General features: G+C 61.3%; 11 protein-coding genes. 3 read left to right on the plus strand and 8 right to left on the minus strand.

Going from position 1 to position 16,054, the window contains the following annotated elements:
• Window positions 1-65 precede the first annotated feature (65 nt).
• The gene (locus LK12_RS00875) at window positions 66-965 is read right to left on the minus strand and encodes a sensor histidine kinase (RefSeq protein ID WP_231568171.1); all 900 of its coding nucleotides are present in this window, start codon (window positions 963-965) and stop codon (window positions 66-68) included.
• A gap of 474 nt (window positions 966-1,439) precedes the next feature.
• Between LK12_RS00875 and LK12_RS00880 the strand changes: the two genes are divergently transcribed.
• Window positions 1,440-1,790 (plus strand): hypothetical protein, encoded by a 351-nt coding sequence (locus tag LK12_RS00880; RefSeq protein WP_039278234.1) that lies wholly within the window; start codon window positions 1,440-1,442, stop codon window positions 1,788-1,790.
• Window positions 1,791-1,867: 77 nt separating this feature from the next.
• Here the strand turns inward: LK12_RS00880 and mtnP are convergent, their stop codons facing one another.
• The 7 genes from mtnP to LK12_RS00915 form a co-directional block, all read right to left on the minus strand.
• Window positions 1,868-2,758: an S-methyl-5'-thioadenosine phosphorylase gene (gene mtnP / locus LK12_RS00885; protein WP_197063425.1), complete on the minus strand. Its 891-nt coding sequence runs from the start codon at window positions 2,756-2,758 to the stop codon at window positions 1,868-1,870.
• Window positions 2,748-3,401 (minus strand): TetR family transcriptional regulator, encoded by a 654-nt coding sequence (locus LK12_RS00890; RefSeq protein ID WP_039278237.1) that lies wholly within the window; start codon window positions 3,399-3,401, stop codon window positions 2,748-2,750. The genes mtnP and LK12_RS00890 overlap by 11 nt, the downstream gene beginning before the upstream one ends.
• Window positions 3,402-3,409: 8 nt before the next feature.
• Window positions 3,410-4,195: an SDR family oxidoreductase gene (locus tag LK12_RS00895; RefSeq protein ID WP_039278240.1), complete on the minus strand. Its 786-nt coding sequence runs from the start codon at window positions 4,193-4,195 to the stop codon at window positions 3,410-3,412.
• 179 nt (window positions 4,196-4,374) lie between these two features.
• On the minus strand, window positions 4,375-4,665 hold the full coding sequence (locus tag LK12_RS00900; protein ID WP_039278242.1) for a hypothetical protein: 291 nt from the start codon (window positions 4,663-4,665) through the stop codon (window positions 4,375-4,377).
• A gap of 81 nt (window positions 4,666-4,746) precedes the next feature.
• Window positions 4,747-6,231: a 2OG-Fe(II) oxygenase family protein gene (locus LK12_RS00905; protein ID WP_052223056.1), complete on the minus strand. Its 1,485-nt coding sequence runs from the start codon at window positions 6,229-6,231 to the stop codon at window positions 4,747-4,749.
• Complete coding sequence (locus LK12_RS00910) at window positions 6,221-8,320, minus strand: tetratricopeptide repeat-containing sulfotransferase family protein (RefSeq protein ID WP_082010282.1); 2,100 nt, start codon at window positions 8,318-8,320, stop codon at window positions 6,221-6,223. The genes LK12_RS00905 and LK12_RS00910 overlap by 11 nt, the downstream gene beginning before the upstream one ends.
• A 110-nt stretch (window positions 8,321-8,430) precedes the next feature.
• Complete coding sequence (locus tag LK12_RS00915) at window positions 8,431-11,451, minus strand: TonB-dependent receptor domain-containing protein (RefSeq protein ID WP_039278244.1); 3,021 nt, start codon at window positions 11,449-11,451, stop codon at window positions 8,431-8,433.
• A gap of 170 nt (window positions 11,452-11,621) precedes the next feature.
• Here LK12_RS00915 and LK12_RS24480 point away from each other — a divergent pair, with 170 nt between their 5' ends.
• Together LK12_RS24480 and LK12_RS00925 are read left to right on the plus strand one after the other, a co-directional pair.
• Window positions 11,622-12,518: a hypothetical protein gene (locus LK12_RS24480; protein WP_156135343.1), complete on the plus strand. Its 897-nt coding sequence runs from the start codon at window positions 11,622-11,624 to the stop codon at window positions 12,516-12,518.
• Between the two features lie 526 nt (window positions 12,519-13,044).
• Window positions 13,045-15,975: a TonB-dependent receptor domain-containing protein gene (locus tag LK12_RS00925; RefSeq protein WP_052223057.1), complete on the plus strand. Its 2,931-nt coding sequence runs from the start codon at window positions 13,045-13,047 to the stop codon at window positions 15,973-15,975.
• The last annotated feature ends 79 nt before the right edge of the window (window positions 15,976-16,054 follow it).

The raw sequence follows: 16,054 nt of genomic DNA on the forward strand, positions 1-16,054 counted from the left end.
AGAGCCCCGCCACCCACAAAGCGCGCCCCGCCGGCCGGTTGCGGAACCGCCGCGACGCTTGACCATCAATGAGCGCTTGGAAGCTGGAAGGACATCTCAATCCGCAGCCCGTCTGGCCGGTAGTGACGCGTCACGCGGCCATCGGGCAGGCTCTTGATCAGGGTCTTGATGAGCCGCGATCCGAACCCATCCTGTGCCGGCTTCTCGACGCGCGGTCCGTTGGATTCCTGCCAGATGCAGACGAGGCGCCTGCCATCATCATCGCCATCCATCGTCCAGGACACGTCCAGCCTTCCCGAATCGCGCGACATTGCCCCGTACTTGCAGGCATTGGTGATCAGCTCGTGGAAGATCATGCCAAGGTTCTGTCCGCTCGCCGGTTCCACCTGTACGTCGGGCCCGTCGATCGACACGCGCCCGGTGGCACTGCCCACCACCGGGGTTATCGAATTCTCGATGAGCTGGCGCCAACTGACACTCTTCCAGTCACCGACATAACCTAGTTCCTTGAACCGCGAGAGCGACAGAAGGCGCTCTTCATAGGCGCTGTAGATCTCCTTCGGCAGGTGCCGGCTGATGGTCATTCTCGAGATCGCCGTAATCAGCGCCGTATTGTTCTTGAGCCGATGGGACATCTCACGCGACATCATGTCGGCAATGCCCAGTTCGCCCATCCGCGGGGTGATATCGATGAAAGCGCCAATACTGCCGCGCAATGCCCCCGCCTTGTCGCGTAGGGGTATCGTGTGACCGGAAATGAAGATGGTTCCCCCGTCGTCGAAGCGAATCTCGCATTCCGAGCGGGCCACAGTCCTGCCGGTGGCGGCGGCGACCTGCAAGGGCAGTTCCTCGGGCGGGACAAGCCGGTCGCCATGGTACACCCGGAAGGGCGGCGCTTCGTCTTCTGCAGCGCTTTGCGACAGGTTGCCGCCGTGTGGCACCCGCAGCAAAGACTTTGCAGCCAAGTTGCCGAAAATCTTGCTGCAATATTGATCGCTGCTGACCAATATCGCGACCGGAATCTGGTCAAGCAGATCCCATAGCTCGCGTTTATCTACCTGTATAGCCTCGCAATTCGCAACCAAATCCTCTTGTAGCCAAGCATGCAGATTCTCCTGGAGTGCAGTCATTAACTGTCGCACGCGCCCACTCCGAGTCGACGAATTTGGGGCAGACAAACATATTCGTAAACGAACCCGATGCAATAATCTCAAATAACAGGAACGAGGTTTGCGCGATTGGCGCACCTTTACCCGGGTGGCGGCTCTCCCCACAGCGCGAGGCCGTCTCGACGTTGCTTGCCCGATGCGTCTGCGGCGAAACGCCCGGAGCGTATGTCCACTTGAATACGCGTGTCAGCTTGCCGTCAGCTCCGACGTTCAAACCGCAATGCGACGGGCAGCATTGTCGGGGGCAACGACAGAGGAGTTTTGAAAGTCATGTTCTCGAACACATCGAAGGCCCGCATTCTGGCTGGCGCAGCTCTTGGTCTTTCGCTCGTCGCAAGCCCGGCACTTGCCGGCCCCGGCGGCGGCATGGGTGGCGCAATGCGGGGATCCATGGGCAGCGGAATGATGATGGGATCGTCATCGGGCATGGGCTCGATGGACCGCATCAGAACCCGGGACCTCAGCCGCGACCAAGTGCGCGAGATGCGGCAGGAACGCGATCGCACCCGCACGCAGAGCCAGACCCGCACACAAGACCAGTCCCAGACCCATGCCATGACTCAGGCGCAGAACCGGACGCAGGACATGGGAAGCGGCGCGGCAGCAACCCCCGGCAGCTAAGCGCCTTTCGCCCCCCACCCCTGCCCCTCCCCGGCGCAAGCTGTGGGAGGGGTTTTCTTTGATCACGGCGTAGGCGCTCAATCCCTTTCGCCGAAGACCCGGCAGGCAACGGCATCGACCCGGGAAATCATTTCGGGATCGCGCGCTTCCGGAGCCGTGATGAAGGCATGCTCCAGCGCGGTGTCGATCGGACTCGGATCGCGTAAATTCTGCAGCTTGAGAGCCATGGCGCTCAACGTGTCGCGCGCGGTGCGGGCATTGGCGTGAAGCACGGAGAGCACGTCGGTCACTTCCACCCCGGCCTCTTCCTCACGCCAGCAGTCGTAATCGGTGACCATCGCCAGCAGCGCGTAGGGCAGTTCCGCCTCGCGGGCGAGCCGCACTTCGGGCATCGCGGTCATGCCAATGACGTCGGCGCCCCATGCCCGATACATGCGGCTTTCGGCACGGGTGGAGAATTGCGGCCCCTCGATCGCGACATAACAGCCGCCGGTGTGCACCTGACCGCCCGCCTCATGCGCTGCGGCCGCCAGCATGCCGGACAACCGCGCGCAGACCGGATCGGCAAGGCTCACGTGGGCGACGAGGCCTGGGCCGAAGAAGCTGTTCTCGCGTGAATTGGTGCGGTCGATGAACTGGTCCACCGCCACAAACTGCCCGGGCACCAGTTCCTCGCGCAAAGAGCCCACCGCGGAGAGCGAAACCAGATCGGTCACGCCGCAGCGCTTCAAAACGTCGATATTGGCGCGGTAGTTCACTTGCGAGGGCGGGATGCGGTGCCCTGCCCCGTGGCGCGCGAGAAAGGTGAAACGCACGCCATTGAGGCGGCCGGTAATGACCGGGCCCGACGGCTCGCCAAAGGGGCTGGAGACGGCGATCTCCTGCGCGTCCTCCAGATCGATGCCCGCGGCCAGTCCCGAGCCGCCGATCACCCCGATGTGCCAGTAGCTGCTTTTCTCAGCGCGCAAGGATACCTGCCATGATGATGTCTATGGTGTGTTCGCGGTAGCGGTCGCGCAGTTCCTCGGTCAACGTGTCCTGATCGAAGCAGTGCTTGAGCACGAGACGCGTGGAGAAGAACCGGTCCACCGCGCCGGTCACCGTGAAGTAGAAAAGTTGCGGATCGATTTCACGGAACACGCCCGCCTTCACCCCCTCGCCGATGAGTTGCTCGTAGGCGCGATAGATCGGCGAGAGATAGCACTCGGCGATGCGGCGCGCCTCGGCATCGTCGCTCTCGCGGATGACGCGCATCGTCAGGCGGTTGAGATAGGGCACCGCGTAGAAGGTATCGACGACCTTCCACAAGTGGCGGCGCAGCTTGTCTTCCGGGTTCCACTGGTCCTTCGCCACCAGCGCATCCACACTGGTGACGATCACCTGCCAGTCGCGCTCGAGCAAGGCCTTGAGCAGACCGGCCTTGTTGCCGAAGTAGTATTTGACCAGCGCCGAATTGAGACCCGAGCGGAGCGACAGCTCCGACAGCGAAATGTCGATCACGTCGCCTTCGCGCATGATCGCACTGGCCGTATCCAGCAGCAGGGCACGCGCACCCGGAGGGGCCGCCAGACCGGCCGCGCCCCCCGCCTGCGTCGTGTTGCGACCCGCCATGGCCGTCCTTACTTCGGCCCCATGCGGATCGCGCCGTCGAGGCGGACCGATTCGCCGTTCATGTAGTCATGCTCGACCATGAAGAGCGCAAGCTTGGCATATTCCTCGGGCTTGCCCAGGCGCTTGGGGAACGGGACCATCTCGGCCAGGGCGTCCTGCACCTGCTGCGGCATGCCGGCCATCATCGGCGTTTCGAAAATGCCCGGCAGGATCGTGTTCACGCGAATGCCGTTGGCCATGAGATCGCGCGCGACCGGCAGCGTCATCGCCAGCACGCCGCCCTTCGAGGCCGCATAGGCAGCCTGGCCGATCTGGCCATCCTGCGCTGCAACCGAGGCCGTGTTGACGATCGCGCCCCGCGAACCGGCCTCGTCCACCGGATCGAGCGCGACCATGCCCGCGGCCGACTTGCTGATGCAGCGGAAGGTGCCGACGAGGTTGATGGCAATCGCCTTCTCGAACAGGCCCATGTCGTGCGCCTTGGGCTCGCCGGTCTCGCGGTTCTTGCCCACCGTCTTGCAGGCCGGGGCGATACCTGCGCAGTTGACGAGGATGCGCTCCTGTCCATGCGCCTCTCGCGCCTTCGCGAACCCGGCGTCGACACTTGCATCGTCGGTGACGTTGACTTCGCAGAAGACGCCGCCGATCTCCTTGGCGATCGTCTCGCCCGCCTCGGTGTTGAGGTCGAAGATCGCGACTTTCACCCCCTGCGCCGCCAGCGCGCGCGCCGTGGCTGCACCCAACCCAGAGGCGGCACCAGTCACGACCGCGGCAACGCTGCTATCAAGCTTCATGTGTGTTTCCCTTCCTGCATCAGCCCTGCTCTCCTTGCCGCCGGGGGCGGACAAGTGCGGTCCGTTGATTTAATCAACCGGTTAAACAGCAGGCACGGACAGGTCAATCAGGCAGGATGAAATCCGCTCCGGCGTCTTTGGAACACCGAGCCGCAGCGTACGTCGCCATTGATCTCCGATCAGCCCGCCGGCTGGAGACCGCGCTGGACCTGCGAACGTTCAATGTTCGAACGATCCCCCCGGCGCTGCGCTTCCCATTCGCTCTTGTGCATGCAGACCTTCTTGGACCGCAAAAGCGAACCCACTTCCTTGATGCGTTCGCAGATCACGGGATCGGCTTTCGCTTCGCTCTCGGCGGGGTCGGCTGCTGCCGTCTTGGCCTTTACGTCGGCTTCGGCAGTCGGATCTGCAATGGCAGGAAAAGAGACCACGAGAGCCGTGGCGGCAACAACACCGGAAAGGATACGCATGAATGTCTCCGCGGCACGATCACCAACGATCGAGTGCCTGTTCTGAAGGATATTTCAGAGTAATTCGAATTGAATGGAGCTTCAAGTGCGCGCGACGTCGAAGGCGATAGTCATGCGCTCGCCGGCACGGAAAGGCCGCGTGCCATGCCACATCCAGGACGGGAACAGCACAAGGCGCGCTTCTCGCGGTTCGACGCAATGGCGAGGATCGAGAGCCAGACCCAGTTCCGCCGGCGCACCGCCAAGATCGAGTTGCCCTTCCCTGCCGTTCAGGTCGTCGGGCAGCGACAGATAGAGGGCCGAACTGATCCAGCCCTGCGGGTGATGATGGGGCGTGTGGAAGCCCGAACCGGTCAGCCGCACGGACCAGCTCCCGGCAAACCGGGGCCGCGAGGTACGCTTCTGCGAGAGCATCGGATGTGCCGGATCGGAATCGGGCAGATCGGCAGCGAAACGCGTCACCTCACGGCGGAGCACTTCCCGTACGCGCGCGATTTGCGGATCGATCCGGGCCAGCAGCGCGCCTTCCGTCTGCGTGCCATTGCGCACCGACTGGTCCAGGAACCGTCCGGACCCTTCGTGCAATTGCCGCAGCAGCTCGCGCAGCGATTCGAGGCCGAGTTCATCCGGATCGAGATCGACGACCTTCCAGAGGCCGGGCTGCCCGCCGAGCCAATCGGCGCGGGGGTCATTGCAAAGCCGCCAGGCCAATTCGGCATAGGGCCATACACCCTCGGCGCCCGGCTGCGACAGCCATGGCTCGACTACCGCGGCGGCCTGGTCGGGCTGGCCATTGCGCAGGTAATGCCGGGCAAGCCAGACCGCATGTCCCGCATCGCCCGGCGCCCCCAATGCATCGTACAGGTGCGCAGCCTCGTCGCCGCGACCCGTCTCGTCGAGCGCAGCGGCGCGCATCAGAACATAGGGGGCCAGCGCACCGCGCGTCGCAATGGCGCTTTTGGCCCGCTCCAGCGCCTCCGGATACCGCTCGCCTTCCAGCAGCAAGGCGATGCCCATGCGGTGGAGTTCGTCACCCTGCGGAAACCGGGCCAATGCGCGGTCGATACTGGAAAGTGCCGAGCCATCCTGACCCAATAGCGCGGCCAACTGGGCATATTGCCTGTGGCCTTCCATCCATCCGGGGTTGGCCGCGAGCATCGCATCGAGCTCGGCCAAGCCCCGCGCGCCGTCGCCTTCGGCAAACCGGGCCGAAGCCAGGCCGAGCCGGATCTCGGGCTTGGAGGGTGCAAGCCGGATCGACTGCTCGAACAGCGCCGAAGCCGGCCGCCCGGCTTCGAGTGTGACATGGGCAAGCGCGTGAAGAATACCGGCGTTTTCAGGGACAATCCGGCGCGCCTGCACCAGCGCGGAGATTGCCGTTTCCCGGCGATCCAACGCGCGGCGTAGCATCGCCACCCAATGCAGCAGAGTGGCATTTCGCGGTTGTCGCTCAAGATACGAGGACAGCTTGCATTCCGCTTCTTCTTCGCGACCATCGGACAGCGCCTGTTCCGCGAGCCTCGCCATTGCCTCTGGATCGTCCGACATGGCCGAGTCAGCCGCCATCCGGCGTTGCTCCAGACGGCACTGCAGCGAGGTTCCGGATGCCTCCGGAGCCGGTGGGACGAGGTTCCCCCCAGCGCGGAACTCGATCGTCCTCGAGTGAATAACCGAACTGCTCCACCCACGGCCTCAGTACCTCCAGCACGGGGGCCAAATGACTTTCGTACCGACGCCAACGGCCGGCAGACCGTGTATAAAGCGGCTCCGTAACCTGAGAATAGCTCGCCGTGCGCACAAAACCACGATTCCGCGCCATTTCTCGGTGATCGAGATCTCGCCCCTCCCAAGAGACGCCCAGCCAGTCGAGCAAAGGCTGGAGTTCGCGAGCCTGGTCGGCAACCAGCCTTTCGTAGACCACCGTTGCTACTGGCAATTCAAAGATTTCCCGTGCTTTATTCCAATAAGCCAAGCTCGTGTCGTAGAGTTGGGCAGTAGTCTCCAGATCGAGAAAATTGCTCATCGCATGGTTGGTGCGGAAGTTCGTGATGTAACAGCTCAGCAAAACATCACAGGGATGCCGCATTGCAAAAATAAACTTTGCCTTTGGAAACAATCTCTTAATAATGGGAATTTTGTTCACATGCAGTGGATGTTTGTCGACGATCAGAGTCTGCGCCGTTAGGGTGCCGAGCCGGGCAGCCCGTTCGAAATAGGCCCGGCGAGCTTCGGCAATTCGCTCCGTGGACAAAGCCGGCAGAGCCTCGATCCCGCCGAGTTCATATTCGAGGTCAACCACGAAAGACTCTTCCTCGAGCACGAGAACATCGGGCGCTCCCATCAGCATCGTATCGAGCAAGGTCGTGCCCGAACGGGGAAATCCCAACAGAAAGGCCGGCGTCACGTCATCGTTGCGGGCCCCGTCCTGGCTCCACTGCGCAACCCACTCTGATGACACTCGCGCGCGACATGCTTCGACATGTTCGAAATAGGCCTTACCGCGCTCAGCGGGACGAGAGGGATCCGCTAGACGGTCGGCGTTCATCGCAGTGAATTCTGCGAAGGCCTCATCGTAACGCCCCAGACGGTCGAGCATCAGTCCGCGCAGTTGATGCCGGCGATTGGGAGCTACGGCATCCCCGGCCTTATCCAGGGCAACTAGCACGTCCTCGAAACGATCCACCCGCTTGAAGCGCAGCGCATCTATGTAGGCCAGATAGCGGTCTTCCACCGCGCTCGCTTCGGCACGTGCGCGCAAAGATTCGAGCTCGTCCTCGCGATTGGTGCGCTCAAGAAGCGCAGCCAATCCCATGATGGTAGATCCGTGATCTGCCTGCAAAGCAAGAGCGGCCTCATAGGATGCCTCCGCCGCATCGTATTCATTGAGCTGAGATGCTTGCTGAGCATGCTGGAAAAGCACTTCCGGATCCGTGTTCGCTTTGCGGGCGGCCTCGGCCAATTCTGCAAGCGCACGATATTCGTCTCCGATGGCGCGAAAGTAATCTGCCAGTCTCAGATGCGGCTTTTCGTCCTCGGGAAAGTCACGTACTGCCTCTCGCAGAACAGCCTCGGCCTCTTCGAAAGCTCCCCCTTCGAACAGCGCGTTGCCGAGGTTTACCCGGATGGGAGGGGCATCGGGCGCGAGCTTTTTGGCTTTGCGGAGGGCCTCCGCAGCCTCGGCATAGTCCTGAAGCGAGATCAACGTGGTACCCAAGTTGTTCCATAGCGCCCAGTCTTCGGGCTGCTTCGCCAGTACAAACCGATAGAGTTCTGCGGCACGATCAAAATCGCCCGTTTCCTGGGCAATATGACCGCCCAGCCGAGCCAGTTTCAACGATTCGTCAGCCCGTACTGCCTCGTCGTCGCAAAGAGCGTAAGCTTTCGAACTCTCGTTAAGACGAAAATAGCTTTCGGCAAGATTGTTCCGAATGGTCAAGTCTCGCGGCCGGAGCCGAAGCGCGTGTTCCAGATACGGCACTGCCCGGTCGAACCGGCCACGGTGAAATTCGACTGCACCGCCTAACGCGGCAAGCACAGGATCGGGAGCATCGGAAACAAAAATCTCTGCAACGCGCAGCGCGGCTTCGTCCAGTCGCCCCGTCCGGGCAAGCTGAGCTATTTTGCTGAGTTGTTCCGGGGAAGTCGTGGCTGTCATGGCAAGTCCAAATTACAACAAGCCGGGCTGGACGTCTCGCAAAGCCCGAAAATGAAACGGCGGCCTTCCCGAAGGAAGGCCGCCGCAATCCTAACCTCGCATATAAGAGATTAGAAGTTCATCGTAACGCCGGTGAAGACGTAACGACCCAGGGCGTCATAGGTGCCCGGGTAAGTGTTGCCGTTGCAGACCACGCTGGCACAGGCGCGCGACGACACCAGCGGCGGCTGCTTGTCGAACAGATTGGTCGCACCCAGACGCCACGTGAAGTGGTCACCAATGTCTGCGGTCATGGTCAGATCGAAGTAGCTCTGCGAGCCAATCTTGCGATCGATATCGCGGACCGTGCCGGCCAACGTCGAACTCGGGTTGAGCCCGTCGTTCTTGACCGAGCTAAGATACCGCCACTGCGCGGAGACACCCAGACCACCAGCGGTCCGGAAGGTAGCCCGTAGCTTGTGGCGCCACTTGGGAAGCGGAGTTCCGCAAGTCGTACCGTAATAACCCGCGCAATCGTAGATTTCGGTCAGTCCGTTATCCGTCTCGAACTTGTCCAGCGCAGTGCCGACGAAGTTGAGCGAGAGAGTACCGGCAGTTCCGATCTCACGCGAGTAGTTGCCGTTGAACTCAAAGCCCTTGGTCTTCACGTAACCGACATTGTGGTTGATGTCGGTAACGTAACCGTCGGACGTGAGCCACAGCGAACCTGCAGCATTACGATTGATCAGAGCGCAGGCTTCCGCATTCAGGTCGGTGGTACAAGCCTGCACGATGGCGTCGGCACCATAACCCTGGATGGCATCCTTCACCTTGATGTCGAAGTAGTCGACGCTCAAAGTCAGGCGGGGCACCCAGCGCGGAGCAATGACCACACCGAGGGTCTTGGTCGTCGCCTTTTCCGGATTGAGATCCGGGTTGCCGCCGATCAGCCCGTTATACTGCTGCGCAGGGTTAGCCGGCGTGCCGGTGGTCACGCCCTGCAGAGCGCAGCCTGCCGGAAGCGGACTAACACTGGCGCACGGATCCTGCGACCCGTCGAGCGCGACAATCTGCGGTGCGAACAACTCCTGGATGTTCGGCACACGAACGGCGCGGTTGTAGCCTGCACGAATACGGATGTCAGACACCGGCGCGAAATCCACGCCGAGTTTGAATGTATCCGTGTTGAAAGTGCGTCCATTCGCGATCTTATAATGCGAATAGCGATAGCCACCATTGAACGACAGGTTCGAGATGAACGAGTCCTGGACGATAGGCAGTTCGACCTCGCCAAAGAACTCGGTCACCTTGTAACCACCGTCGACGTCCTTGGTCGGAGCGCCCTGACCAGTAAGGTCGCCGGTGTTGAACGCATTGTCACCGCGCAGTTCCAGCGAGTCCTTGCGGTATTCAGCACCAAGCGCGATGCTCACACCGTCGCCGGCCCAAGGAGTCTGCAAACCATATTCGCCAAGCGCACCGGTGAAGGTGGCGCTGAGCACCTGCTGCGAGGTCTGCCCCTTGAGAAAGCCCGTGGCGGAAAGGTAATTGATCGCTTCCTGCGACGGACCGGCACCCGTGAAGATGTCGTAGGGAACGCAGTTCGTATCCTGACCACTCAGCGCGACGCGACAGACCGGATTTCCTGTTGCCGGATCCGTTACGACATCAAGGGCATTGGTCAGCCGCGCAATCGAGAACTCGTTGGAATAGACCTGCGAGTAATTGGTGCGGCCATACTGGTAGTAGGCATCATACGACCAGACATTGTCGAGATCACCACGGCTGCCCAGCACGGCACGATAAGCGGTGTGCTGAAGGTCGCTGATGCGGGGCCCACCCTCCACGTTGCGGCGGAGCACCTGCATGAAACCGATGTTGTACGGATCCCCCGTCGTGGGATCGTAGAACGTCAGCGGCGCATCGCCCGGATTGGGGTTGTAACCCGCGCCGGAAGCCAGCGGGAACGTACCCAAGTAGCCGTTGATCAGGTTAGCGGAGCTGCACAGCTGCGTGCTCTGAGCCGCGGACAGCAGGGGATTGTCGCAGTTGATCGTCAGAGTGTTGCCGAAGTCGCCCGACGGGGCGATCTGAGCAAGCGTGCGGTCATCCATGAACATGAATTCCATGTATGGATGAATGCTCTCGTTGATCTCGTAGTCAGCGAATACGCCTGCAGTGTAACGCTCGTCGGGGCGCTGCAGGTAGTTAAGCGGCGCATAGTTGTAGAGCGAGAACGTGCCCGGAGGCAGAGTTCCCGGCCCGAACGCGCCGATGGTGGAAGTCGACGTCTGCCCCGGGAGCCAGTACAGCGCGTTGCCCGAAGGCGTCGTGTAGGACCCGCCGCAGTACAACGTCTGCGAGGAACTGGCTGAAAGCGCACAGGCCGAATAATCGCGCCGGGCCTGCTTCAAAGCGTGCGCCTTGCGGTACCCAATGTATGCTGTCGCGTGACCGCGGCCGTCGTCGAACGCAGTGCCGAAAGAAACGGTGGCGTCGAACTGGGCACCGTCAGTGGACAGGCCGTTGGGATAGTCATAGCCGGCCGAATCGAGCAGCGGCTGCATCAGCGACGAGTTGTTCTCGTGCATGTACAGCCCGTAGTTGGTGTCGACCCGGAAACCCTCGAAATCCGTGTCCATCACGAAGTTGACGACACCCGCGACAGCGTCAGCACCATAGGTTGCCGACGCACCGCCCGTCAGCACGTCGACGCGCTTGACCAGCGAAGCGGGAATGAAGTTGAGGTCCGCGGCAGAACTGGTGCTGTTCGGATCACCCGTCATCAGACGACGACCATTGATAAGCACCAAAGTGCGCGACGGGCCGAGACCGCGAAGGTCGACCTGCGCAGTGCCGGTGGCGCCGTTCGCCAGAGTCGAGCTCTGCGCAGCCACCACCTGCGGCAACGAATTCAGCAGATCTTCGGTTCGGGTGGTACCCGAAAGCGAAATATCGTCCGAAGTAACGGTGGTGATCGGCGCGATCGAAGCCTGGTTCGGCGCGACGATGCGCGTGCCCGTGACGACGATGGTATCGGCAGGAGCCTCGTCCGCAGCGTCCTGCGCGTAAGCAGAGCTGCTGAACAGCGCGAAGCCCAGCACCACAGGTGCTGCGCCCGCCTTGAGAGCGGTTAGAGTTTGGTTTTTCACAAGCGTGTCCCTTTTTCTTAAGGCGCGGTGTGACCCAGTGCGCCTTTAGATTCCCCGATGTTGCCCAAACCTTTTGGCTTCACGGACAGCACCGGAAGATGAGCTTTCTTCGCCTAAAGACAGGCTTGATCAAAGGTCTTTAGCTGCCCCGCTGCAACATTAGCGTGCACTTGTGGCAAAAGAGCAACAAATCGGAAGCCGGGTTGCGCCGGGCACCGCAGATTACCATGGGTTGCCTATGGCAATATCGTGACGACCAAGGTGTCCGCAAAGCAACATCATTACGACCTCCTCCAGGAAGGCATTGCAAATGCTGCATTCCTTCCCTCAAGGCAAACCGGCAGATCCGCCGCGCCGATCTCAAGGCGGCATTGCGAAGCGAACGTGAAACGCGGGAAAAAATTATCCACAGCAGCTACCGAAAGGCCAGGACGAAGCTATGCCTGTATCTGGTGCAGCGCCTGCCGGATCAACCGGGCGATTGCTGCCACCGGCCTTCACCGAGCACTACAAGGGGACGCATCTTGGACAAAAGATATCTGCTCGCATTCGCCGTCATCACGACACTGGCCGGACCGCAAGCCGAGGCGCGGGACGACACGCAGGATGCTCCGAAACAGCCTGCGATCGTTCGCCAGCTTATGGAATGCCGGATCGAACCGGACGCCGGCAAACGCCTCGCCTGCTACGACAAGCAGACAGCAGCGCTGGACGAAGCCACCCGCAGCAAAGAAATCGTCATCGCCGACAAGGAAGCCGTCGACAATGCGCGCCGCGGTCTGTTCGGTTTTGCCGCGCCGATTGGCCGGCTTATGGGATTTGGCGGTAACGATGACGACAAGGAAGAACTCGAAGCCATCGACACGACGGTCACCGGCGTGCGCCGCACCGCGAACGGGTGGCGCCTGAGCCTCGAGAACGGCAGCATCTGGGAACAAAACGACACGCGCGACTTCGTGCTGTCCCCGAAGGTCGGAAATGACGTGCACATCAAGCGCGGCGCCCTCGGAACCTATCTCGTATCGGTGCAGGGGCAGCGCTCCATCAAGATGCGACGAATTGAATGACTGGCGGCGGCCTCCGCACTTCGCGGCTCAGTCAATTGACGTCGAAAGGTCACGCGCTCGCGAAGAAACGGATAGCACGGGCAGTATCGACTTTTGGTGGCGACCCTGCGCGCAAAAGTGAACTGCCAAGGTTGCGCGCGCAATAGTTGTTCACTCGAGACTTAAAAAGCAGCAACTTTCTCTCCTAATGACGCATTTGCGCAACACTTATGTACGCGCATACCACCGAGAAGCGCTCAGATTTTGCAACACGTTAGCAGGCCGGCCCGCCCAACTGTTGCGCTGCAGCAACACAAAATCGGGCAATCCCGGAATTCGGCAGAAAAATAGTTGAATGTCCATTCAGGGACCGCAAAAACTGGATCATTGCAGACCGCGTCCAACCGGGGGCGCCAAACTGCAGAAGATTCGGGCGCCTGAGCGGAATTGGTCACGCATCTGCCAGTGCCCGCTACAACAAGGGACATTCTACGTGAAAACTTCCATTCAAAAGGCAGCGCTGAAAGGCGCTTCTTGCCTATCCGTCATGGCATTGATGGTGCCGTTCAGCGCTCACGCCCAGGAGACCGCAGCCGCGACTGCTCCCGAGAGCGACAACGCATCGAATGACCAGGCTATCATTGTCACGGGCTCGCGAATCGAGCGTCGGAGCGTAGACACGCTCGAACCGACCATCGTCGTGGGTTCGGATCTGGTCGAAAGCCGCGGCTTCACCAACCTGGGCGACGCGCTATCGACGATTCCCGCTTTCGGCCCTTCCGCGAACAACCCGGTCGGCGGCCAGAGCGGCAGCTTCGGTTCCGGCCAGACCTTCATCGACTTCTTCGGTCTGGGTTCGCAGCGTACGCTGACGCTGGTCAACAGCCGCCGTTTCGTCAGTTCGAACACGACGTCGATCTTCGGCCCCGTCGCCGCGGGTTCGCAAGTAGACCTCAACACGATCCCGACGCTCGCTGTCGACCGTATCGAAACGGTCGCAGTTGGCGGCGCGCCGATCTATGGCTCTGACGCCATCGCCGGCACCGTCAACATCCTGCTGAAGCAGAAGTTCGACGGGGTTAAGTTCTCCGGACAGACCGGCATTTCGGATCAAGGCGATGCCGCGACCTATCGTCTCGGCGTCATGGCGGGCACCCAATTCGGCGGCGGTCGCGGCAACATTGTCGGCGCCTTCGAATGGAACCGTGCGGAAGGCCTGACCTATTCCGACCGCAAGCGCACTGCCGCTGGTCTCTACTACGCCTCGCCGTCTTCCTCGGACTTCCCGTATGCGCAGGAACTCATCTCCGATCGCCGCATTCCGATCCTGAGCGAGTATGGCGCGCCGACCAGTGCCGACATCATCCCCGGCTTCGGGTACGATTTTTACGACGCTGCAGGTAACACCCTGGTGTTCAACAAGAACGGCGAACTCATGCCGCTGGACTTCGGTGAGCGCCACGGCGTGGTGAACTCTTCGGGCGGCAATGGCTTCAGCTTGGTGCCGGTTTCCAACCTGCTTTCGCCGACCGAACGCTACCTCGGCTACGTCCATGCCGACTATGAACTGACCGATACGATCAAGCTGGTCGCCGATTTCAACTACGCGCACTCGAAGGGTACTGAACTTCGCTCACAGCCTGTCTACAACACCTGGCTGTTCGGCGACGCGGGCGACCCCTCTGGCAATCTTATCATTCCGCTTTCGAATCCGTTCCTGAGCGACTCCGCCCGTGCGACTATCGCTTCGCAGCTTCCGGCCGGACAGGACTTCTTCTACCTTGGTCGCGCCAACACCGACCTGATCTCCGGTCAGGGCAGCACGACGGTGGAACTGTACCGCATTACCGGCGGCCTTCAGGGCGACCTCTATGTCGGCGACCGCAACTTCAGGTGGGAAGTGATCGGCAACTTCGGTCGGTCGAAGACCCGCGGCAGCAGCCGCGAACTGGTACAGCAGAACTTCGAGAACGCCTTGGCCGGCTGTCCGACCGGAGCTGCAGACTCGCCGATCGCGACGGTCAGCGCGACCTGCGCGCCCTTCAATCCGTTCGGCAACCAGAACGGTCCCGAAGTGGCGAACTACATCACCACGATCGCTCATCCGACGGCCCTCAACAAGGAATGGGTGGTCACGGCCGACGTCACCGGCGATCTGTTCAACATCTGGGGCGGCCCTGTGAGCTTCGCGTTGGGTTACGAACACCGTAACGAGAAGGCTGCCTTCGATCCGGGCGCCTTTTTCTATGGCATCCCCGATCCGACCGATCCGACGGCGGATCGCGGACAGTATGGTCGTTCGATCCCGATCGATCCTGTCAACGGCAGCTACAATACGGACGAAGTCTTCGGCGAACTCCAGATCCCGCTGGTTTCGCCGGACATGGACGTGCCTTTCCTGTATTCGGCCGAACTGCATGGCGCGGGCCGCTATGTCGATCACTCGCTCGCTGGCGGTGACTTCACCTGGACGGCCGGTGGCAAGATCAGCTTCCTGCCCGACATCGGCATTCGCGGCAATTTCACCCGTTCAATCCGCTCGCCGGCTGTGACCGAGCTGTTCAACCCGACCAGTTCGATCTTCACCACCGCGGACGACCCGTGCGATGCGCGCTTCATCGATGCCGGCCCCAACCCGGCCAATCGTGCGGCGAACTGCGCAGCTGCCGGCCTGCCGGCGAACTTCACGTCCGATATTGTCGATTTCACGACGCGTGGTTCGCTTTCGGGCAATACCGGCCTGGAGAACGAGACGGCGGACAGTTGGACTCTCGGCGTGATCTTCACCCCCACCTTCCTGCGCAATCTGGCGCTTTCGGTGGACTGGGTGAACATCGACCTGAAGAATGCGATCGTCAGCCTCGATGCCGAACAGACGCTGGAAGCCTGCTACGACGCAACCAGCTTCCCCAGCGCGGCCTGTGCCCAGATCGATCGCGATGCAAACGGTCAGGTGTCCTTCATCCGTACCGGTTACGTGAACGCCGCTTCGTACAAGTACGCCGGTCTCATTGCCGATCTGACTTGGACCGCATCGACGCCGTATCTTGGCGCCGACAGTGCCATACAGCTCAAGGCCTCGTACCAGTACATCGACAAGCTGGAGCAGCGCGTCGGCTCGGGTGACCTCTCCACCTACCGTGGCAGCATCGGTTATTCGAAACACCAGGCCACTTGGAGCGCTGCTTACATGAACGGTCCTTTCGGGGCGTTCGCGCAAGTGCAGTATATCGGCAAGGCCAAGGTCGATCCCGACGCTTCGTCCGATACGTACCAGTACCCCACCCGCGACGCCGTGGCGTTCGTGAGCGGATCGCTGAGCTACGACATCAACGACCAGTACACCTTCCGCCTGAATGTCGACAACATTCTCAACACCAAGGCGCCCTACCCGGCTCCGGCCGGTGGTGGTCTCGTCACTTACTGGGACGGCATCATGGGCCGTTACTGGAAGGTCGGCGTGACCGCCAAGTTCTGATCGTCAGACAGCAACGCTAGACATGGAAACGGCGGACCCCATGGGCCCGCCGTTTCTTTTTAGTGTCCTGACGACCAGG

The sequence above is a fragment of the Novosphingobium malaysiense genome, from assembly GCF_000802225.1.
GTDB classification, from domain to species: Bacteria; Pseudomonadota; Alphaproteobacteria; order Sphingomonadales; family Sphingomonadaceae; genus Novosphingobium; species Novosphingobium malaysiense.

What these genes read in the sequence shown, in the direction of transcription:
- LK12_RS00880 (WP_039278234.1), top strand. Translation starts at nt 1,440, where the DNA reads ATGTTCTCGAACACATCGAAGGCCCGCATTCTGGCTGGCGCAGCTCTT.
- LK12_RS00910 (WP_082010282.1), bottom strand. Translation starts at nt 8,320, where the DNA reads ATGACAGCCACGACTTCCCCGGAACAACTCAGCAAAATAGCTCAGCTT.
- LK12_RS00905 (WP_052223056.1), bottom strand. Translation starts at nt 6,231, where the DNA reads ATGGCGGCTGACTCGGCCATGTCGGACGATCCAGAGGCAATGGCGAGG.
- LK12_RS00900 (WP_039278242.1), bottom strand. Translation starts at nt 4,665, where the DNA reads ATGCGTATCCTTTCCGGTGTTGTTGCCGCCACGGCTCTCGTGGTCTCT.
- LK12_RS00895 (WP_039278240.1), bottom strand. Translation starts at nt 4,195, where the DNA reads ATGAAGCTTGATAGCAGCGTTGCCGCGGTCGTGACTGGTGCCGCCTCT.
- LK12_RS00890 (WP_039278237.1), bottom strand. Translation starts at nt 3,401, where the DNA reads ATGGCGGGTCGCAACACGACGCAGGCGGGGGGCGCGGCCGGTCTGGCG.
- LK12_RS00925 (WP_052223057.1), top strand. Translation starts at nt 13,045, where the DNA reads ATGGCATTGATGGTGCCGTTCAGCGCTCACGCCCAGGAGACCGCAGCC.